The sequence below is a fragment of the Cupriavidus sp. H18C2 genome, assembly GCF_049393795.1.
GTDB classification, from domain to species: Bacteria; Pseudomonadota; Gammaproteobacteria; order Burkholderiales; family Burkholderiaceae; genus Cupriavidus; species Cupriavidus pauculus_C.
The window spans coordinates 1,744,133-1,760,152 of record NZ_CP186010.1; the positions used below are offsets into that span (position 1 = coordinate 1,744,133).

General features: G+C 57.8%; 13 protein-coding genes and 1 pseudogene. 7 read left to right on the top strand and 7 right to left on the bottom strand.

Annotation, left to right across the window (positions count from 1 at the left end):
- Positions 1–8 precede the first annotated feature (8 nt).
- The 3 genes and pseudogenes from tnpB to EPAKOI_RS07995 form a co-directional block, all read right to left on the bottom strand.
- Positions 9–359: an IS66 family insertion sequence element accessory protein TnpB gene (tnpB, locus tag EPAKOI_RS07985; protein WP_008652247.1), complete on the bottom strand. Its 351-nt coding sequence runs from the start codon at positions 357–359 to the stop codon at positions 9–11.
- Positions 359–823: an IS66-like element accessory protein TnpA gene (tnpA, locus tag EPAKOI_RS07990; protein ID WP_008652244.1), complete on the bottom strand. Its 465-nt coding sequence runs from the start codon at positions 821–823 to the stop codon at positions 359–361. Before tnpA ends, tnpB begins: the two co-directional genes overlap by 1 nt.
- Positions 824–1,231: 408 nt before the next feature.
- Positions 1,232–1,450: pseudogene (locus EPAKOI_RS07995) on the bottom strand (transposase domain-containing protein); the annotation flags it as partial.
- 772 nt (positions 1,451–2,222) lie between these two features.
- Between EPAKOI_RS07995 and EPAKOI_RS08000 the strand changes: the two are divergent.
- The 6 genes from EPAKOI_RS08000 (at position 2,223) to EPAKOI_RS08025 (ending at position 6,652) form a co-directional block, all read left to right on the top strand.
- A complete protein-coding gene (locus EPAKOI_RS08000; protein ID WP_423193499.1) occupies positions 2,223–2,774 on the top strand; it encodes an SAVED domain-containing protein in 552 nt (183 codons plus the stop codon).
- Between the two features lie 125 nt (positions 2,775–2,899).
- A complete protein-coding gene (locus tag EPAKOI_RS08005; RefSeq protein ID WP_124682078.1) occupies positions 2,900–3,445 on the top strand; it encodes a transposase in 546 nt (181 codons plus the stop codon).
- 111 nt (positions 3,446–3,556) lie between these two features.
- The gene (locus EPAKOI_RS08010) at positions 3,557–4,996 is read left to right on the top strand and encodes an IS481 family transposase (protein WP_008651549.1); all 1,440 of its coding nucleotides are present in this window, start codon (positions 3,557–3,559) and stop codon (positions 4,994–4,996) included.
- Positions 4,993–5,826 (top strand): ExeA family protein, encoded by an 834-nt coding sequence (locus EPAKOI_RS08015; RefSeq protein ID WP_008651548.1) that lies wholly within the window; start codon positions 4,993–4,995, stop codon positions 5,824–5,826. The genes EPAKOI_RS08010 and EPAKOI_RS08015 overlap by 4 nt, the downstream gene beginning before the upstream one ends.
- Before the next feature lie 53 nt (positions 5,827–5,879).
- Entirely contained in the window at positions 5,880–6,095 is a 216-nt protein-coding gene (locus EPAKOI_RS08020; protein ID WP_011229369.1) for a hypothetical protein, read from the top strand.
- 125 nt (positions 6,096–6,220) lie between these two features.
- Entirely contained in the window at positions 6,221–6,652 is a 432-nt protein-coding gene (locus EPAKOI_RS08025) for an SAVED domain-containing protein (RefSeq protein ID WP_423193433.1), read from the top strand.
- Positions 6,653–8,890: 2,238 nt separating this feature from the next.
- On the opposite strand, the gene EPAKOI_RS08030 is transcribed toward EPAKOI_RS08025, so the two are convergent.
- Together EPAKOI_RS08030 and EPAKOI_RS08035 are read right to left on the bottom strand one after the other, a co-directional pair.
- Entirely contained in the window at positions 8,891–9,898 is a 1,008-nt protein-coding gene (locus tag EPAKOI_RS08030; RefSeq protein ID WP_124684262.1) for an ATP-binding protein, read from the bottom strand.
- A gap of 24 nt (positions 9,899–9,922) precedes the next feature.
- Positions 9,923–11,944 carry a hypothetical protein gene (locus EPAKOI_RS08035; protein WP_124684261.1) on the bottom strand — a complete coding sequence of 674 codons (2,022 nt, stop codon included), beginning with the start codon at positions 11,942–11,944 and terminating at the stop codon, positions 9,923–9,925.
- Positions 11,945–13,274: 1,330 nt separating this feature from the next.
- Here EPAKOI_RS08035 and EPAKOI_RS08040 point away from each other — a divergent pair.
- Positions 13,275–14,597: an MFS transporter gene (locus tag EPAKOI_RS08040; protein WP_124684260.1), complete on the top strand. Its 1,323-nt coding sequence runs from the start codon at positions 13,275–13,277 to the stop codon at positions 14,595–14,597.
- Positions 14,598–14,653: 56 nt separating this feature from the next.
- On the opposite strand, the gene phaZ is transcribed toward EPAKOI_RS08040, so the two are convergent.
- Together phaZ and EPAKOI_RS08050 are read right to left on the bottom strand one after the other, a co-directional pair.
- On the bottom strand, positions 14,654–15,487 hold the full coding sequence (gene phaZ, locus EPAKOI_RS08045; RefSeq protein WP_423193434.1) for a poly(3-hydroxyalkanoate) depolymerase: 834 nt from the start codon (positions 15,485–15,487) through the stop codon (positions 14,654–14,656).
- Between the two features lie 72 nt (positions 15,488–15,559).
- Complete coding sequence (locus EPAKOI_RS08050) at positions 15,560–15,985, bottom strand: phasin family protein (protein ID WP_313836669.1); 426 nt, start codon at positions 15,983–15,985, stop codon at positions 15,560–15,562.
- Positions 15,986–16,020: the final 35 nt, after the last annotated feature.

A 16,020-nucleotide genomic window follows, 5' to 3' on the forward strand; every position in this document is an offset into this window, starting at 1 on the left:
AACAGCGTTCACGCAGCGCGATGGTATTCTCGGTGCGGGTGCCGGCGCATCGCCTCGATGTCGATTCCCTCGAGCAGCCAGTGCAACTGTTCGACCGTCAGCGTAGCCACAGCCGCCTCGCGTGGCCAGGCAAACCGGTCCGCCTCCAATCGCTTCAACAATAGCCAGAAGCCGTTGCGATCCCACCCGAGAATCTTGATGCGATCGGCCCGCTGGTTACGGAACACAAATACAGCCGATGCAAACGGATCCAGCCCGAGCGTCTGCTCGACCAGCAGTGCCAGGCCGTTGATGTTCTTACGGAAGTCCACTGCGTCGCGATGCAGATACACCCGCAGCTCAGCGTCGAGCCGAAACATCAACGGTCTCCACTCAGTGCTTCGATCATTGCCTTTACGAGCCCAACGTCTCGCTCGCTGCATTCGAGCTCAAGTGATACACCGTTGGGCAGCTTTGCGCTCAAGAGCGCCAGCGGTTGCGCTTGCCGCGGTGGCGGATCGCCAGTCGCTGATGCCGCTTCGTGACGCGGCACCGCAACCTTTGCAAGTGTCTCGATTGGCCGCGAATCCTGAACCTCCTGGACAACCGGCACGAATGCCGGCAACGCACCTCGCGCCTGCACTGAATCTCGGTAGTCCCGAATCCATTTGCGCAACTGGTTAGCGTTGATACCGGCCTTGAGCGCCGTGCCCGAGACCGATGCTCCCGATTGAAGACAGAACTCAATCAGACGCCGCTTGGCCGCTGGCTCGTAGTCGCGCTTCCCATTGGAGCGGACTCGCACCGCCTGCAGCGGAAATAGGTCAATCTCGTCTTGGATCATGTTTGCGTCCGCAAAGTCTTTGCGGACGCTAGCCTGCCAACGTTCAGCCTTCAATACCAGACGTCGTCAATTGAGCGCTTACAGTTCAAAGCGGCGCAGCGTTCCGTGTTCGGCAGTAAGGTTATCGATTCACTGGAACGAGAGTCGATAGAGACCGAAATCACGCACGCCAAGTGGCTCGCGTGGCATGGCAAGGGCCGCAAAGCGTTGGAGCGCATCAAGGCATTGGACGCGCAGCTCCTGACCAGAGCGGGGTATGAATTCAGTACGCTGTGGTGGAATCTAGATAAGGTCTGCGGGTACCTGCGGAGCAACGCGTCTACGTTGGTCAACTATGGCGCCCGGCATCGAAAGGGCTTGCCCATCGTAAGCGCCAGTTTCGGCACACCTTGAGTGCGACGAGCGTATTCAGGCAGGATGCGGCGGGGCGGCTTTCGGCGGGGCGAAGCTGAACGGCAACAGGTCGCTGATGTCGGCGTCTGGCGTTCGCTGTGGCAACTCTGTGAGCACGTGGAGCAGATAGGCATATGGCTCGACGTCACAGGCCCGGCACGTCAGCATCAGGCTATAGATCATGGCGCTTGCCTTGGCGCCGGCCACGGTGTCTGCGAAGAGCCATGCCTTTCGATTATGGAAGCCCTTCCATAATCGAAATTATCGTAAGTTCGCAATTATGGAAGCTTCGCGGGAGCTATATCGAACGAACACGCGTCGATCCATGCCGCGGCCCTGCATTTGCTGGGCTACGGCATCGATGCGGATGCATGTCCCGCCGCGCGTCAGCTATCGACTGCCGATAACTAAAGCGCCTGTGCGTCGGGACGGCGACAACTTCCAGGCCCGGATTTTCTGGCGCAAGGCCGTTTGCCTGCTTGACCCTAACAGCCCCGTCATTCGCGTGGGTTTCGAATCCGGTCCCAAAGGCTTCGACGACGTATGGGTGGAATATGACCCCAGCCGTGCACCAAATGACCCAGAAGGAAAACCAATCCTGCGGGAGTACACGCAATGCAAGTGGCACGTTTCGGTAAGCGACTTCGGACATAGCGACCTCATAGATCCCGAGTGGATCAACGCCAATCGTTTTTCCTTTCTTCAGCGGGCCCGAAATGCTCAGCACGCCCACGCGAAAGACGGGATCGGGGTCCGATTCAAATTGCTAACCAACTGGCGGATCGCGCAGACCGACCCGCTCCGACCCCTTATCCATCAGCGTCACAAAGCCATTCGCCTGGAGCAGTTGTTTGGCACGAAGACCGATGCGTCGGCGACAGGCCGGATCCGGAAACTGTGGCGGGAACATCTGGGCATCGACGATGCCGAATTGCGTCTACTGGCCCGCACGCTTTCGCTCGACACCGACTCCACATCGCTGGATGACCTCCGCGAACTGTTGGACATGCACTTCGAGAACCGGGGACTGCTTCGCATACCGCTGAACGAGAGTAGCTTCCGGTATGACGACATCGTCTTCCAATGGCTCGCCCAGGGTCGCCTCGAGTTCACGCGGGACACCTTTCGGGACGCCTGCCAGCGCGAGAATCTGTTTGCGAAAAGGAACTCTCCAAGGACACTAGTGGGTGTCAAGTCGTTCGAGCACGCGTTCGACCGACTAGAGGAACGATGCAGCACCGTCCTGGACTTGATACCGTATTTCAACGATCGGGCCATTCGCGACCAGCAAGATTGGACCGGCAACCTGTACCCCGCGCTCAAGCGCTTTCTCATTGACGCGGCGCGCGAACCGCAACCGTTACTCCTGGCGCTAGACGCCCACTTGACGCTGGCGTTTGCCGCTGGGTCCGTCGTCAACATCAAGTCTGGACGGCACGTGGAAATCGAGCAGCGTACGATCGACCGGCAAAGCTGGAGCGCGACGGACACTTTCACCAATCCAGACTGGCCGACGTGGAACTTTGAAGTGGAAGACTTGACGTCAGAGTGTGCATAAGCAGCTTTCGTGATGCCGAAAGCGTGGGGATTTGAGCAAGAACGGTGATGGACGCTGGAGGGGTTCCCTCAGGGAGCGTGCATGCACGCGCCTGAGGGAAGATGTCGCCTTTATTGTGTCGAGCAATGAAGGAGACCTCAGCAGTGTGCCATGCCTTGCTACAAACGCCAGCGTTTTTTGCCCTGTTGCGCCGGATCGACGAAGACTTGATGAAGGTGGCGCGAGACAGGGGCTGCTGCCATTGCGGCTCTGTGCTGCACAGTGCCAACTATCCGCGTAAGCCGCGCGGATGCCCACCGGCAGCACACCCGGACTGCAATACGCGCCTGAGCCTGTGCTGTGCCGGATGCCGCAAACGCATGACGCCCGATTCGGTGCGCTTTCTCGGCCGGCGTGTCTGGCTGGCCATTGTCCTGGTACTGCGATCGAGCCGTGCCACTGGCGCCTGCCTGGACGGCCTGCCGGCGATCAGTTGGGCCACGCTCAAGCGCTGGCGTCAGTGGTGGACCGAGACCTTCCCCAAGACCCCCGTCGGTCGGTGGCTGCGTGGCCTCATCCCGCCAACGCCCGAGCCGTTCATCTATCCCGACTGCCTGCTGCAATCGGTCGAGCACGACAGCGAAGACGAGCGTCTGGCCGCGGTGTTGCTTCTGCTGCTGGGCCCGGCCTGACCACGCTGGCTGAGGGATGCGCCAGATAGGGGAATCTCCCGCAGAACATGTCGATGGCGGGTCACCCGCACTGCCCGTAGCCTGCTCCCGTTATCCCCCCAACGGAGAGTCATGTCACTATCGATTGATCATCGCAACCGATGGGCGCGCTTGCGCTTCTCGGTCATTGGCCCTTTGCTGGCTTCGCCGCCTGCCAAAGGAGAATTGCAGCAAGCGTTCCAGGCACTGGCCGCCAAGGTCTGGCGGCACCCCATCACCGGCGCCGACGTTCAGTTCGGCGCGTCTTCCATCGAACGCTGGTATTACCGGGCCCGTCACGTCCAGGATCCGGTCGATCAACTCAAGAACCGACTGCGCGACGATTGCGGCCACTTCGTCAGTCTGAGCCCAGCCATCATCGAAGCGCTGGTCGAGCAGTACCGTCAGCACCCCGGCTGGACCATGCAGTTGCATTACGACAACCTGCGCGTCGCGACCAAGGATGGCCCGGACACGCTGCCGTCCTACACCACGGTGTGCCGGTATCTGAAGGCGCAGGGTCTGGTGCGCAAGCCAACCCCGCGCTCGAGCACGGATGGGGCCATCGCTGCTGCGGCTCGCCGCGAGGCACGCGAGGTGCGTAGCTACGAGGTCGACCACGTGGCCGCGCTCTGGCACCTGGACTTCCACCATGGTTCGCGCAAGGTGCTCACCCCCGATGGGCAGTGGCACAAGCCGCTGCTGCTCTGCATTATGGACGACCATTCGCGGCTGGTCTGCCACCTGCAGTGGTTCCTCGACGAGACCACTGCCTCGCTGGTGCACGGCGTCTCGCAGGCGATCATGAAGCGAGGGCTGCCGCGGGCCATCATGACCGATAACGGCGCAGCCATGATGGCCGACGAGTTCGTCGAGGGGCTGGCCAGTCTGGGCATCCTGCACCAGACTACCTTGCCCTACAGCCCATACCAGAATGCCAAGCAGGAACGCTTCTGGGGACAGCTCGAGTCCCGGCTGATGGCCATGCTCGAAGGTGAGTCGCACCTCACCCTGGAGCAATTGAACCTCGCCACGCAGGCCTGGGTCGAGCAGGAATACCACCACAAGGAACACGCCGAACTCGAGGCGACGCCTCTGCAGCGCTACCTGTCCTGTGCCGACGTCTCGCGCCCCAGTCCCGAGGCGCTGGCCTTGCGCCGGGCCTTCCGTATCCGCCAGCATCGCCGCCAGCGCAGAACCGACGGCACCTTCACGTTGGACGGCGTGCGCTTCGAGATCCCCGGCGCTTACCGCCACCTCGAGCAAGTCTGCCTGAGCTACGCGCGCTGGGATCTCTCCCAAGTCGACCTGATCGATGCGCGCATCGGCGCGATCCTGGCCGCCGTGTTCCCGCTGGACAAGTCTGCCAATGCCGACGCACGGCGCGCGCATCTCACGGCCAAGGGTGCCTCGCCTGCTAACGAGGAACCCGCGCAGGCTGGCACTGCGCCGCTGCTGCGTCAGTTGCTCGCCGAACACGCCGCCACCGGCCTGCCGCCGGCCTATCTCCCACCCGCACCCACCAAGCTATGAATCAACCCAACCTGCTGGCCTTGTACGGTCTGAAGTTCAACCCCTTCGCCCAGGACATCCCCGTCGAGGCCGTGTTCGTGCCACCCAAGCTCGATCACTTCTGCTGGCGCATTGAGAACGGTATGGCCCGCGAAGGCGGCTTCGCCATGGTGCATGGCGACCCCGGTTGCGGCAAGAGCGTCACGCTGCGCCTGCTCCATCAGCGCCTCATGCGCGTCCCCGATCTGATGGTCGGCTCGATCGCTCACCCACAGAGCAATCTGGCGGACTTCTATCGCGAGCTCAGCGACATCTTTACCGTACCGCTCAAGCCCCACAATCGCTGGGGCGGCTTCAAGGCGCTGCGCGAGCGCTGGCTCACCCACATGGAGGCCAGCCGCCGCCGCTGCGTGCTGCTCATCGATGAAGCCCAGGAGATGGCGGTGCCAGCCCTCTCGGAACTGCGCCTGCTCGCACAGGCACGCTTCGACTCGCAATTGCTGCTGTGCGTGGTGCTTGCCGGCGACGCTCGCCTGCCGGAGAAGTTCAGCCGCGAGGACCTGATCCCGCTGGGCAGCCGCATCCGCTGCCGTCTGGCGCTGGAGAGTGCGAGCATCGACGAGCTGCAGGCCTGCCTGGACCACTTGCTGGCCGCCGCCGGCAACGCCACCCTGATGACCATGCCATTGCGCCAGACCCTGTGTGAGCACGCCGCCGGCAATTACCGCATCCTGATGAACCTGGCGGGCGAGCTTCTGGCCCAGGCCGCGCAGCGGGAGCTACCGCAGATCGACGAGAAGCTCTATCTGGAAACCTACAGCGCAACCCTGAACCGCCGCGCCAGGCGGTGAGTGGCGCCGTTGGCCATCGCCGCCACGTCCATCAACACAACGACGACATCACCATGACCTTCCACCAGCCATCCGGCATCGCCCAGGGGCTGCCCCTGCTCATTGATGCCAACTGGACGCCCGCGCAGGCCTGGGCTGTGATCGAATTGCTCGACGATCTGCGCGACCGTCTGCATGCTCACTATCAATTGGCCTTGGCCCAGTGGCTGGCCGAAGATCGGCAGGAGCATCCTGATGGCCTTGGCGATCTCGCAGATAACGACTTCTGATCCAGTAACAAGGGGCCCGCCGGGCCCCTTGTTACATCAGTGCCGCTGCTCCGCATCCGGTCCACCGCGATAGATCGCCACGTCCATCAGCGTTGCCCGACGGCACGCAACATTGGTGATGGACGGTGCCGCAGCCGACCATCAATTACCGTGCTCGCGCATCCATCGAATCTCGTGCTCACGCACAAGAGTCAGGAGAGATGGCCGTGGCTGTTGCGCTCACCCACGATATTCCCGACGCGGTGCGCGGCTATATTGCCACCGCCTTGCCTGGCGTCAGCAAGCTATTAGTCGCGAAACCGTCGTGCGGATCGGGAGCGCAGTCGGTCGCAAGCGGCAGGCACGCTTTCGAACTCGCCGAAGCCTTGGTTCAGCGCATCAATATGGAGCGGAAGGACGTGAAACCTCCAATGCATATTTTTATTGCGGCGCCCAACGCCTTTACGTTCTTCCTGGGCCAGCGTCAGCCGGGTATGGGACGAACAACCTTGTATGAGTATGACTTCGAGGGCGCGTTTGGCGGCGGCTATCAAGCCTCCCTGACGCTCCCGACCTAGCACGCGCGTCAGGCATTGCCGAATGACTGGGCCGATGTGGCTTTGGTGTGGGACATATCTGGCGAAAGTGATGGCAAAAAGCTACCGAACGGTGAGCCACGTCGATGGCTGGACTGGCCTCCCGCAATACGAGATTCGCGACAACAAGGTCTACCGGGCGGTGTCCCATGTTAGCGGTTGAACTGGCCTGCCTCAGTATGAGATCCGTGGCGATAAGGTGTACCGTACCGTGTCGCATGCAGACAGCTGGAGCGCAGTTCCTCAATATGAAATCCGAGGCAACAAGTTGTATCGCACGTGCTCCCATGCACAGGGTTGGACCGGCTCTGCACAATACGAATTACGCTAGCGCAACCAGCGCGTACGCGGAGTGGCTCACGTCGCATGTACCGTCAGCTTTCTTAGAATCACTCGTATTGGAGCGTGCGGCGGCGTTCCAGCCATTGAAAGCGCCGATCAATGTCCAACGTTGGGTCAGTTGCCGAGAGTTGATCGGGCACTCGGCCTACTGGTCGGTATGCCCTGGAGAAGCTGGCCCGCACAGAATCCATAACAGTTCGAGGCAAGACATCGCTGCCGATCGGGTGACATTCGCTACCTCCGGAACTAGTTTTCGTTCCAGCCTGCCTCCAACGAAAACAAAGTGATGGCGGATACCCGCCAAGGAAGCTCGAAACGCTGCAGCGGCACTGACGCAAAGCCCGGCGAGTTCATGAGAAACGGCCGGACGTCTAAACTGTGCTTCCTTCGGCCACACAGCCTCAAATATCGGCCCGTTGAAGGTCCGACCACGCCCTCTCGGGATCATAAGGGGCGTGCTGGCTTTCCCGCTTTCAAGGTGCTTTCGCTGCTGGCGAGTTGGCGCATGACTCCGACCACCACCGTGCGATGCCCGATTTCAGATTTCTTACGCAGAAATGCGGGGAAGATTCGGCAAAGGCCGAAACGGAGCCAAAGGCATTCCCACGGGCATCCGGAATACTACGACTCCCCGCTCGACAGTCTCCGAGTATTGATGGGCCATGACGACACCTTGTACCAGTTCGATCAGACGATCCCATTTCACAAATCCGGAGGTCGCTGCTTCTCGAATCGCACGATGCATTGTCGCATACGCCAATAGAATTCCTGCTCGGGTCGATGCTCTCGAGTTCTCGTCCCTGGAGAGAAACCATCCCAAATCTCTACTTGGCGACACCTGTTCTACTGCTGAATCAAGCGCGATAACACTATTGGCAGGTTGTTCCACAAAATAGCGTAGCAGCAGGTAGGCCTGTACTCGTGCATCCCCTGTGCTGACTTGTATTCCGTCGCCCTTCCTGAAGACGACAAATTGCTTCAGCGGAACCCTCCCGGAGCTCGCAATACCCGCAGCATAAGAACGCAGAAGCCGCAAAGTGCAGCAATAGACAACGCGTATAAGCTCGTCTTCGCGCCGTCTAATAGTAAACAAAGGCACGAATGACATATTTCCCGCCAAATGTCGTTGCCAGAACAGGGCTACGCCGTTGCATGATGGCCGTTCCAATATCTCCGGAGGCTTTGCCAGCGCACATGCAATCGCAAAGGCACATTCCGCATCCGCGGCCCATATTTCGACGTTGGAGTAGGCGATCCAACTGTCACCGCGAGCGGAGACATCCTCTACCCACTCATTCAACGTAGAGAATGCTTGTCGATATATTTTTACGTGGGTTCGATGTTCGTGGAGGTAGCTTTCGACAAAAACTCCTGGACTAAGGGGCGCCCCCGATAATGCACAGTGACATACCGGACAATGAAGCGCCTCTCTGAAGTTTTCCAAAATACCTATATCGGAGAGAAGGCTACTACACTTCATGCAACGATCATGTATATCAACATTGTGAATCGGGCATCGCGCTAACTTGCTACACTGAAACCAGATCGAGTGATATCCGGACTCCAAACAAACGGGACAAAATCTAAGGCGACTAGTAAAAATGGCGCCCAACAAATTTGAAACCCCCCCAGCCACCAGCGAACGCTCCTCTGGAAACCTAGTACTATTGAAGTTAACTCGCTCTATGACATGGCGGATTCGTTTCAGCTTGCCGAAAAAAGTCTGCGTGCGCGTGGGAAAATTCGGAGCATCGAGTAACCTCATTGCGGCTTGCATGCCAACTGCATTCAGCCAACACAACCGATGAAAATACCCGAATGAAGACTCATTTGGTATCGAATCTAATCCACCACCGCACCAGTGAGCGTCTTTCATGCCTAAGCTTGAGAGCAGTCTGGTCTATCCGTGGCATCCGGTTTTTCATCCCAGGCCGATTTAGCTGCAAACTTAGCGGCACTCTGCCAATCTTCCTTTGGAAACTCGAAGTTTGGGCAATCTTTATCCATACCCTTAAACGCTAAAAACCCAAGAGCATCGAAAATACGCCTCGAAAGCAATTTTCCATTTTGACTTGGTTCTGATATTTTATCGTCTCTTATAAGATGTACCTCCTTCATTGCCTGCCAAAATAAACTGGCTTGATTAGCTAGGCGAAAGCCAGAGGCATATCCGAGTGGAAAACAAAATTCTGTCCATGTTGGTCCAAAATCCGTCGGCCATCTTTTCACGTCGATCACCTCAAGCAGATCTTGCAGCTCTTCCAATCCATATCCGCTGAGTCTCAGCCGATGCCTAAAATACCGATCCAGGCAGCCTATTTGCTGCTCACTGGATAAGGTTCTGAATAATTCACGAATTTTTGGAGACTCGCCACAACAAATCACGACGAAATCAATCCTCACCTCTTCTAATTCATTATGCAGATCTTTGATAAAACCGAAATCTATAGGACGAAGGGCCTGCGCTTCGTCAACCAGCATCACAATTAGCTTCCAATTAGTCTCCAGTGCAGAAGCCACAATGTCATTAATCAATCTCCGACTTAATTCGTATGAATTTCCATCAAGAGCAGCATGATTAACCGTATAAAGCAAATCCCTCACAAATCCACCATGAGAAAATATTTCCCTATTTAAGCCTCTATAAGAGAGTACGTGAATTTCGCTGAGATCTCTTGGTAACCGCTCACGAAGGACATTCATCATGATGGTTTTTCCCTCGCCAGCGATCTCTTCTATGAAAAAACTTTGCCTGAGAAACAATAAAGTTCTGGCGTTGTCATAAAAATTCGATATCGGGAGTGTCCATAATGGTGATTCCGCTCTGCTCTTCTTGGATATAATCGGGTGCTGCAGCATTAATGCTCGAAGATGACCCTCATCCATTTCTTTCTCCACGATCGCACGCAATCATTTCTTATTCCCCGAATCCAGCTTGAATATTCCGCGCGGATTTATATTTGGAAGCAGATCGTTATCACTCCCAACATTATTATTGTGGTTATCTTCTTCGGCCGGCTTTAGGGATGCTGATTTCGAACCAGTAAAGCTATCCCGAGCTACTTTCGCTATCGCAAGCGCAGTTTTTTTTCCGATATTTTCGCCGCTATTTTCGCTCGTTACAAACTCATAATCTACTTTTCCGGATCTAGCATAAATATCGGGGCTCCGGCCTCGGGGCCGTCCCTTTGCTTTTGCGCCTACCAGTTCTCTGACCCGCAATGCACATCGCCAGTTTTCCCATTTTTCCTCACCGTATAGCTTGCCCAAATTCTCGCCAGTTTCCGCGTCACTTGCCCATGCCTCTCTCGCATCGAGACGATTGATGTAGACAAACACTTTTCTTCCTATCATAGAAAAATCAGAAGCGATACGAGGATTTGTATATCGGCAGTATGCCGTATTAATGTACGGCCTACGCGTATGGACGCCCCATTCTCCCCTAACCTCCACCTTTCGTCGGTGCATAAGGAGTCGATCATTTGAATTGATAGATCTTGGTAGAGGCTGTGGAACCCATAGAAGCTCATGCTTATCTACGAATCTTTGCAGAACATTAATTACAGTTGCACCATTAAGTCGATCACCGGTTGAGATAGTATTATGTTCACGGACAACGGCATTCAACATATCGACCACAAAATCAAGGTCGATTCCGTCATTTAAACCGAGCTGTTCGACATCGGGGGGCCGGCGAACATCGTCGGGGCCCGACGCGTATGTGGCCTTCAGGCGATGCTCTCCGCGTTCTTTTGAAACCCCAATGATCCTTTCGACTAACGACCTTCCCCACCAGGCACGTGGGGGGCCGAACTCAATGGCACAACCAAATACATCAATAACGTTATTTACAAAATCATTTGCAATATTGCACCAACCGTTATCCACCCTAAGCAAACTGAATGCTTGCCCTGCCAACTGCGGTATCAACGAGCATATCAAGGTGGGGCCGCGTGCAACAAAATCCATATTGGTGCTACGTACCTCAATGCGAACGTCACCAGAATTCCGTGCGTCTAACACGACAGGCACACTGCTCAACATCGTCTGCAACGCACAATCGGCGCTCGGGTTAACTTCCAGAGAGATATGTGCGCCCAAAATTGCGCTTGTTTTTACCTCGACCAGCAACCCTAGATACCAACGAGATATAGGTATCAAATGCCCTGTACCGTTGGGATCAATCACCCTAACATGAGTGGGAATATCAATAACTGTGTAATCAAGCTCTACGACTGCAAACGGGAGAAGTGGCGATATGAGAGCATTAGGACCCATACCATGTCCTAGATTGTTAGTCGCCTCAGCACCCATTCTGGCTTTTACCGCACGCTCTGATCTTTCATTCTTCAAAGAATGAAGGAAGCGCAAAAGGGATCGTCTACCCTTGTCTTCCGTCAGGAAGGGCCATTCATTCTCTCCAACCCCTTTTGTCCGTAATTCAGAAAGAAACTCGCCATGTATTTCAATATAAGGCTGCGGCCCTAACTGCGGCGAACGGCTATTTTTTGACTTCTTTTGTTTATCCGGCTGCAGAAAGAATTTTTGTATTAAATCTTTCTTGACATCAGGAAACTTTTCGAATAACTGCGCCAGCGCGCCAGCGTAACCACTAGAGCGTTGATCGGCCAATGGATGCTTCGCAATAATGGGTTTCGTTCTGAAGTAAGGCTTAATGCGAAAACTCGGAAGCAACGCATAAAATCCTACAATACACCCCTCCCCTGCTGATGCCACGCATCGTCGGAGCAAGCGCCTCACTTCGTTTGGCGAGAATTTTGTCTGTTCTTGAATCTCACCGTAGGGAATATCGGCAGCATATAACTCAACGGCAAGCTTTCGATTCAGAAACGTTCGACGAGTCGCATCGTCAAGAACGGTGATATCGGGATGGGGCCAGTCGACAAGCTCACCGTGATATTGTTGAATCAACGATCTCCGCGCGCCCCCGCCCATTATTCAACCCGTTCTAGAAGGGAACGTCGGTGAAATGCGCTAGTACGAAGTTCGGTTTTAAGTTTCCCGTTTGCCAAGTAGCGCGCCACACTAGCAAGTAAGTGTGCGGGATCACAATCTTCTAGTGCGAGAACCTCCTGGAGCGTGAAGCTACTTCTGGCGCTAATTAATCCTGGGAGGGCCCTGGGATTCGGGTCTATAGCTCCTCTAACGCGTGTTCGATAGGAACATAGCAACATCCAATTATGGGGCAGCCATTGCGCCATTCGGATTTCGCCTTCGGTCTTGGTTATCCTATTCTTGTGTCGCGTGGGTTCCCCGTTCCTAGAGTGATTGAAGTGCCAACACTCCGTCTTGCCAGACTGATATAAAACATCAACTGTTTGTTTGTATTTTTTTTCAGATTTTTCTTTTGGTGGCCTGGATGGAAGATACGACAGTATTTCAGGATTTCCTTCGGCTAGCAATAAATGCGAAAATGCAACCACGCCGAAAATGCCAAAGCGACGATCATTTTTTGGGGAATCAAAAAAATAGACCGACGCGTGGCCGCGATTTGGATTTCTAACAAATTCAGCCGGGCTCAATCTGTGCTGGTCTGCGGCGTGATACATGATGAGTCACAACGGCGAGTCTTGGAGAATATATGGTAGAAAATTTTGTGAGTAGATAACGGTATCAGTAACCCTATGAAACTGATTGCATAGTGCGCATAATTTTAATATTTTTTATTATCAGAAAATCGCAAAATTCGCATTTAAACCCAAGGACTTTCCCCAAAAAAATACTTTCGGTTGCGGGGACAATGTGTGGAGTGGAGCGGAATGAACTCCATGAACTGCAGGCGATTACTAGGAGCTCTGAGACAAGAGCGCAGAACCAAGGCTTTCGCCGTTTGCCTGCAAGCTCAAGGGAGGTAGGGGCGGGTAGGCGGCGCTCACACGCCAGCGGAGACATAGGCAGCATGACAACGGCTGCGGTCGCTCCCGAAAAAGACACACAATTACATCTTCGGCGTAGAACCGATAGAATATTTCATCCCCAAAAAAGACGAAAATATGTGTTGAATGCAGCGACAAAGTCTACGTAAGTAGATAATTCTTATCAGATTTTACCCCATCACTTTTCTCGTCGTCTGACTGCACTGTCCCCGAAAGAACAATGCATGTCCCGCTGGATCAAACGGCCGAGCGTGGATTCCCGATACTTGGGTGCCGTCGCGGCCGGCGTTGGCGCGCGCCGGGAAACGAACCTTTTCGCCCTGGCGTCCCAGCCGGGCGCGCAAAGTGTTCCTTCAGAGGTGTGCATGCTCGAACCACGCTCCGCTTTGTCTCCCTTGGCCGCCGTGCCGCCGCAACCCGCCCGCATCCCGTATTACTCCTGGGTCGTCTTTGCGCTGGGCTTTGGCCTGCTGCTTTCCGACTACATGTCGCGGCAGGTGCTCAACGCCGTTTTTCCGCTGCTGAAGCAGGAATGGGCGCTGACCGATACCGAACTCGGCGCGCTGGGTGGCATCGTGGCCCTGATGGTCGGCCTGCTGACCGTGCCGCTGTCCCTGCTGGCCGATCGCTGGGGCCGCGTCAAGAGTCTCACGCTGATGGCCGGCCTGTGGAGCCTGGCGACGCTGGGGTGCGCCGTCGCCAACAATTTTGGCGAAATGTTTATCGCCCGCCTGTGCGTGGGCGTGGGCGAAGCGGCTTACGGCAGCGTGGGCATTGCCATGGCGCTGTCGGTGTTTCCGCGCCGCCTGCGGTCCAGCCTCAGCGCGGCGTTCATTGCCGGCGGCCCGTTCGGGTCGGTGCTAGGCATGGCGCTGGGCGGTACGCTGTCGGCCCATTTCGGCTGGCGCTGGGCCTTTGCCGCCATGGCGATCTTCGGCCTGGCGCTGGTGCTGGTGTTCCGCGTCGTCGTCACGGAGCCGCGCCTTGCCGTGCAGCGGCGCCATATCGGCGAAGACAAGGGCGACGCCGCCGCGCCCCGGCGCCTGGCGTTGCGGCCGCTGGTCGCCGCCCTCTTCTCGGCGCCTTCCATCCTCTGTACCTATGTCGGCAGCGCACTGCAGTTGCTGGTGACGGGCGCCCTGCTCTCCTGGATGCCGAGCTTCCTGTCGCGCGGCTACGGCATGGCGACCGACCGCGCCGGGCTGGCCGCGGCCGGCTTTGTGCTGGCCGCCGGCGCCGGCATGGTGGCGTGCGGCGCGCTGACTGACTGGGTGGCCCGTCACGCGCCGTCGCGCAAGTGGTGGATGGCCATCGCCTACAGCAGCGTCAGTTGCGTGCTGCTGGTCATCGCCTTTCATCTGCCGATGGGCACCGCCCAGCTCGCGCTGATTTTCGCCGGGATGTTGCTGGTCGGTGGCACCGCCGGTCCGGCCAGCGCGGTGGTGGCCAACCTGACCCATCCGTCGATCCATGCCACGGCCTTTGCGACGCTGACGCTGGCCAACAATCTGCTGGGGCTGGCGCCGGGGCCGTTCGTGACCGGGCTGATTGCCGATCGCATCGGCCTGGCGGGGGCGCTGCAGATCGTGCCGCTGGCGGGGCTGGGCGCGACGCTGTGCTTTGTGATCGGGCGCCGGTTCTACGCGGCCGACCTGCTGCGCATGGAACGCCAGCGGAACGCCGGCTGAGACAGGAAAAAGGAAGGGAAAAGCTGGCCTCTCCCGCACGCAGGAAAGGCCAGCGGTCAGGCGCGCAGGAAGCGCAGCACCATCGGTGCCGCTTCGGCAGCGCGCGTCAGCAGGAACAGGTGTCCATCCTCGAAGACATGCAGCGCCGCATCGCGAATGCGGGACGCCAGGATTCTGGCGTTGACCACGGGCACGATGGGGTCGTCGCTGCCGTGCAGCACCAGCGTGGGCTGCACCAGCGATCCCAGCCACAGCAGGCTGCTCCATCCCCAGGTCGCCAGTAGCTGATAGACGTAGCCACGGCCGCGCGGTGGCTGCATGTGGTGGCCGTGTTCATCCAGCAACGATGGATCCGTGCGGAAGGCGCCGCCGTAGATGTCGGCGCCCACGCGCCGCAGATAGTCGGGATCGGTGTAGCGGCGCGCTCCGATCATCTTCGACAGTACCGACAGCCGGCCCGGCACCATCAGCACCCCCGGCGACGTCGCCGCCAGCACCAGCCGGCGGCAGCGCGCGGGATACAGGTGCGCGAACTCCTGCGCCAGCGCCCCGCCCCACGACACGCCCAGCACGTCCACCTGGCCGGCATAGCCCAGGCGGGCCAACAGCTTGTCGGCCATCACGCACAGGTTGGACAGCCGGTACGGCAGCAGCGGCGCGGGCGAGCCGCCGGCGCCGGGCACATCGAAAATGATCACTTCCACGCCGTCCAGCGCGTCGACAAACGGCGCCAGCAGCTCAAGGTTGGCGCCGATTCCATTGAAGATCAACAGCGGCGGCCCGGCATCGTGGCCGGGCCGAATGCCTGCGCGCAGCATCTGTCCATCGAGGTCTACCGTCTGGATTTGCATCCTGTGGCCAGCATCGACGCTGGCACCTGAAACTGTCATCAAGTCCTCCTGGAAATACTGCCTGGGCCAACGGGCGATGCGGCACGGCCACCCAGGGCCGTGCCGGCGCGCTTACTGCCGCGGACGCAGCACGCTCTTCACTTCCTCGACGTTCTCGGCCAGCCGCTTGCCGACCACGGCGAAGCTGTCGGCCTGCGCCTTGTACACGGTGTCGCTCATGCCGCGCAGCCCGGCCACGGCCTTGTTCAGGCTCAGCGGCAGCAGTTCGGTCACGCGCACGGGCGCCGCCTTGGCGTCGTCGCCCTGCTTTGACGACCCCAGCGATTGCAGGTCGGCCGCCGTGCCGCACAGGTACTCGGCCTGCAGCCGGACCAGCGATTGCAGGCCCGACAGCAGCGTCAGGTTCACGCTGGCCAGCGCCTCCACGTCCTTGCGGCGCGATTCCAGGATGGCGGCCGGGTTCAGCCGGTTGTGCTTGACGAAGTCGAACAGCCGCTTGTGCGGCGCGGACGTGCTGGCGGTGTTGCTGGTTTCCATCGTGGAATCTCCTCTGAGGTGGATGGCGTTGAAGA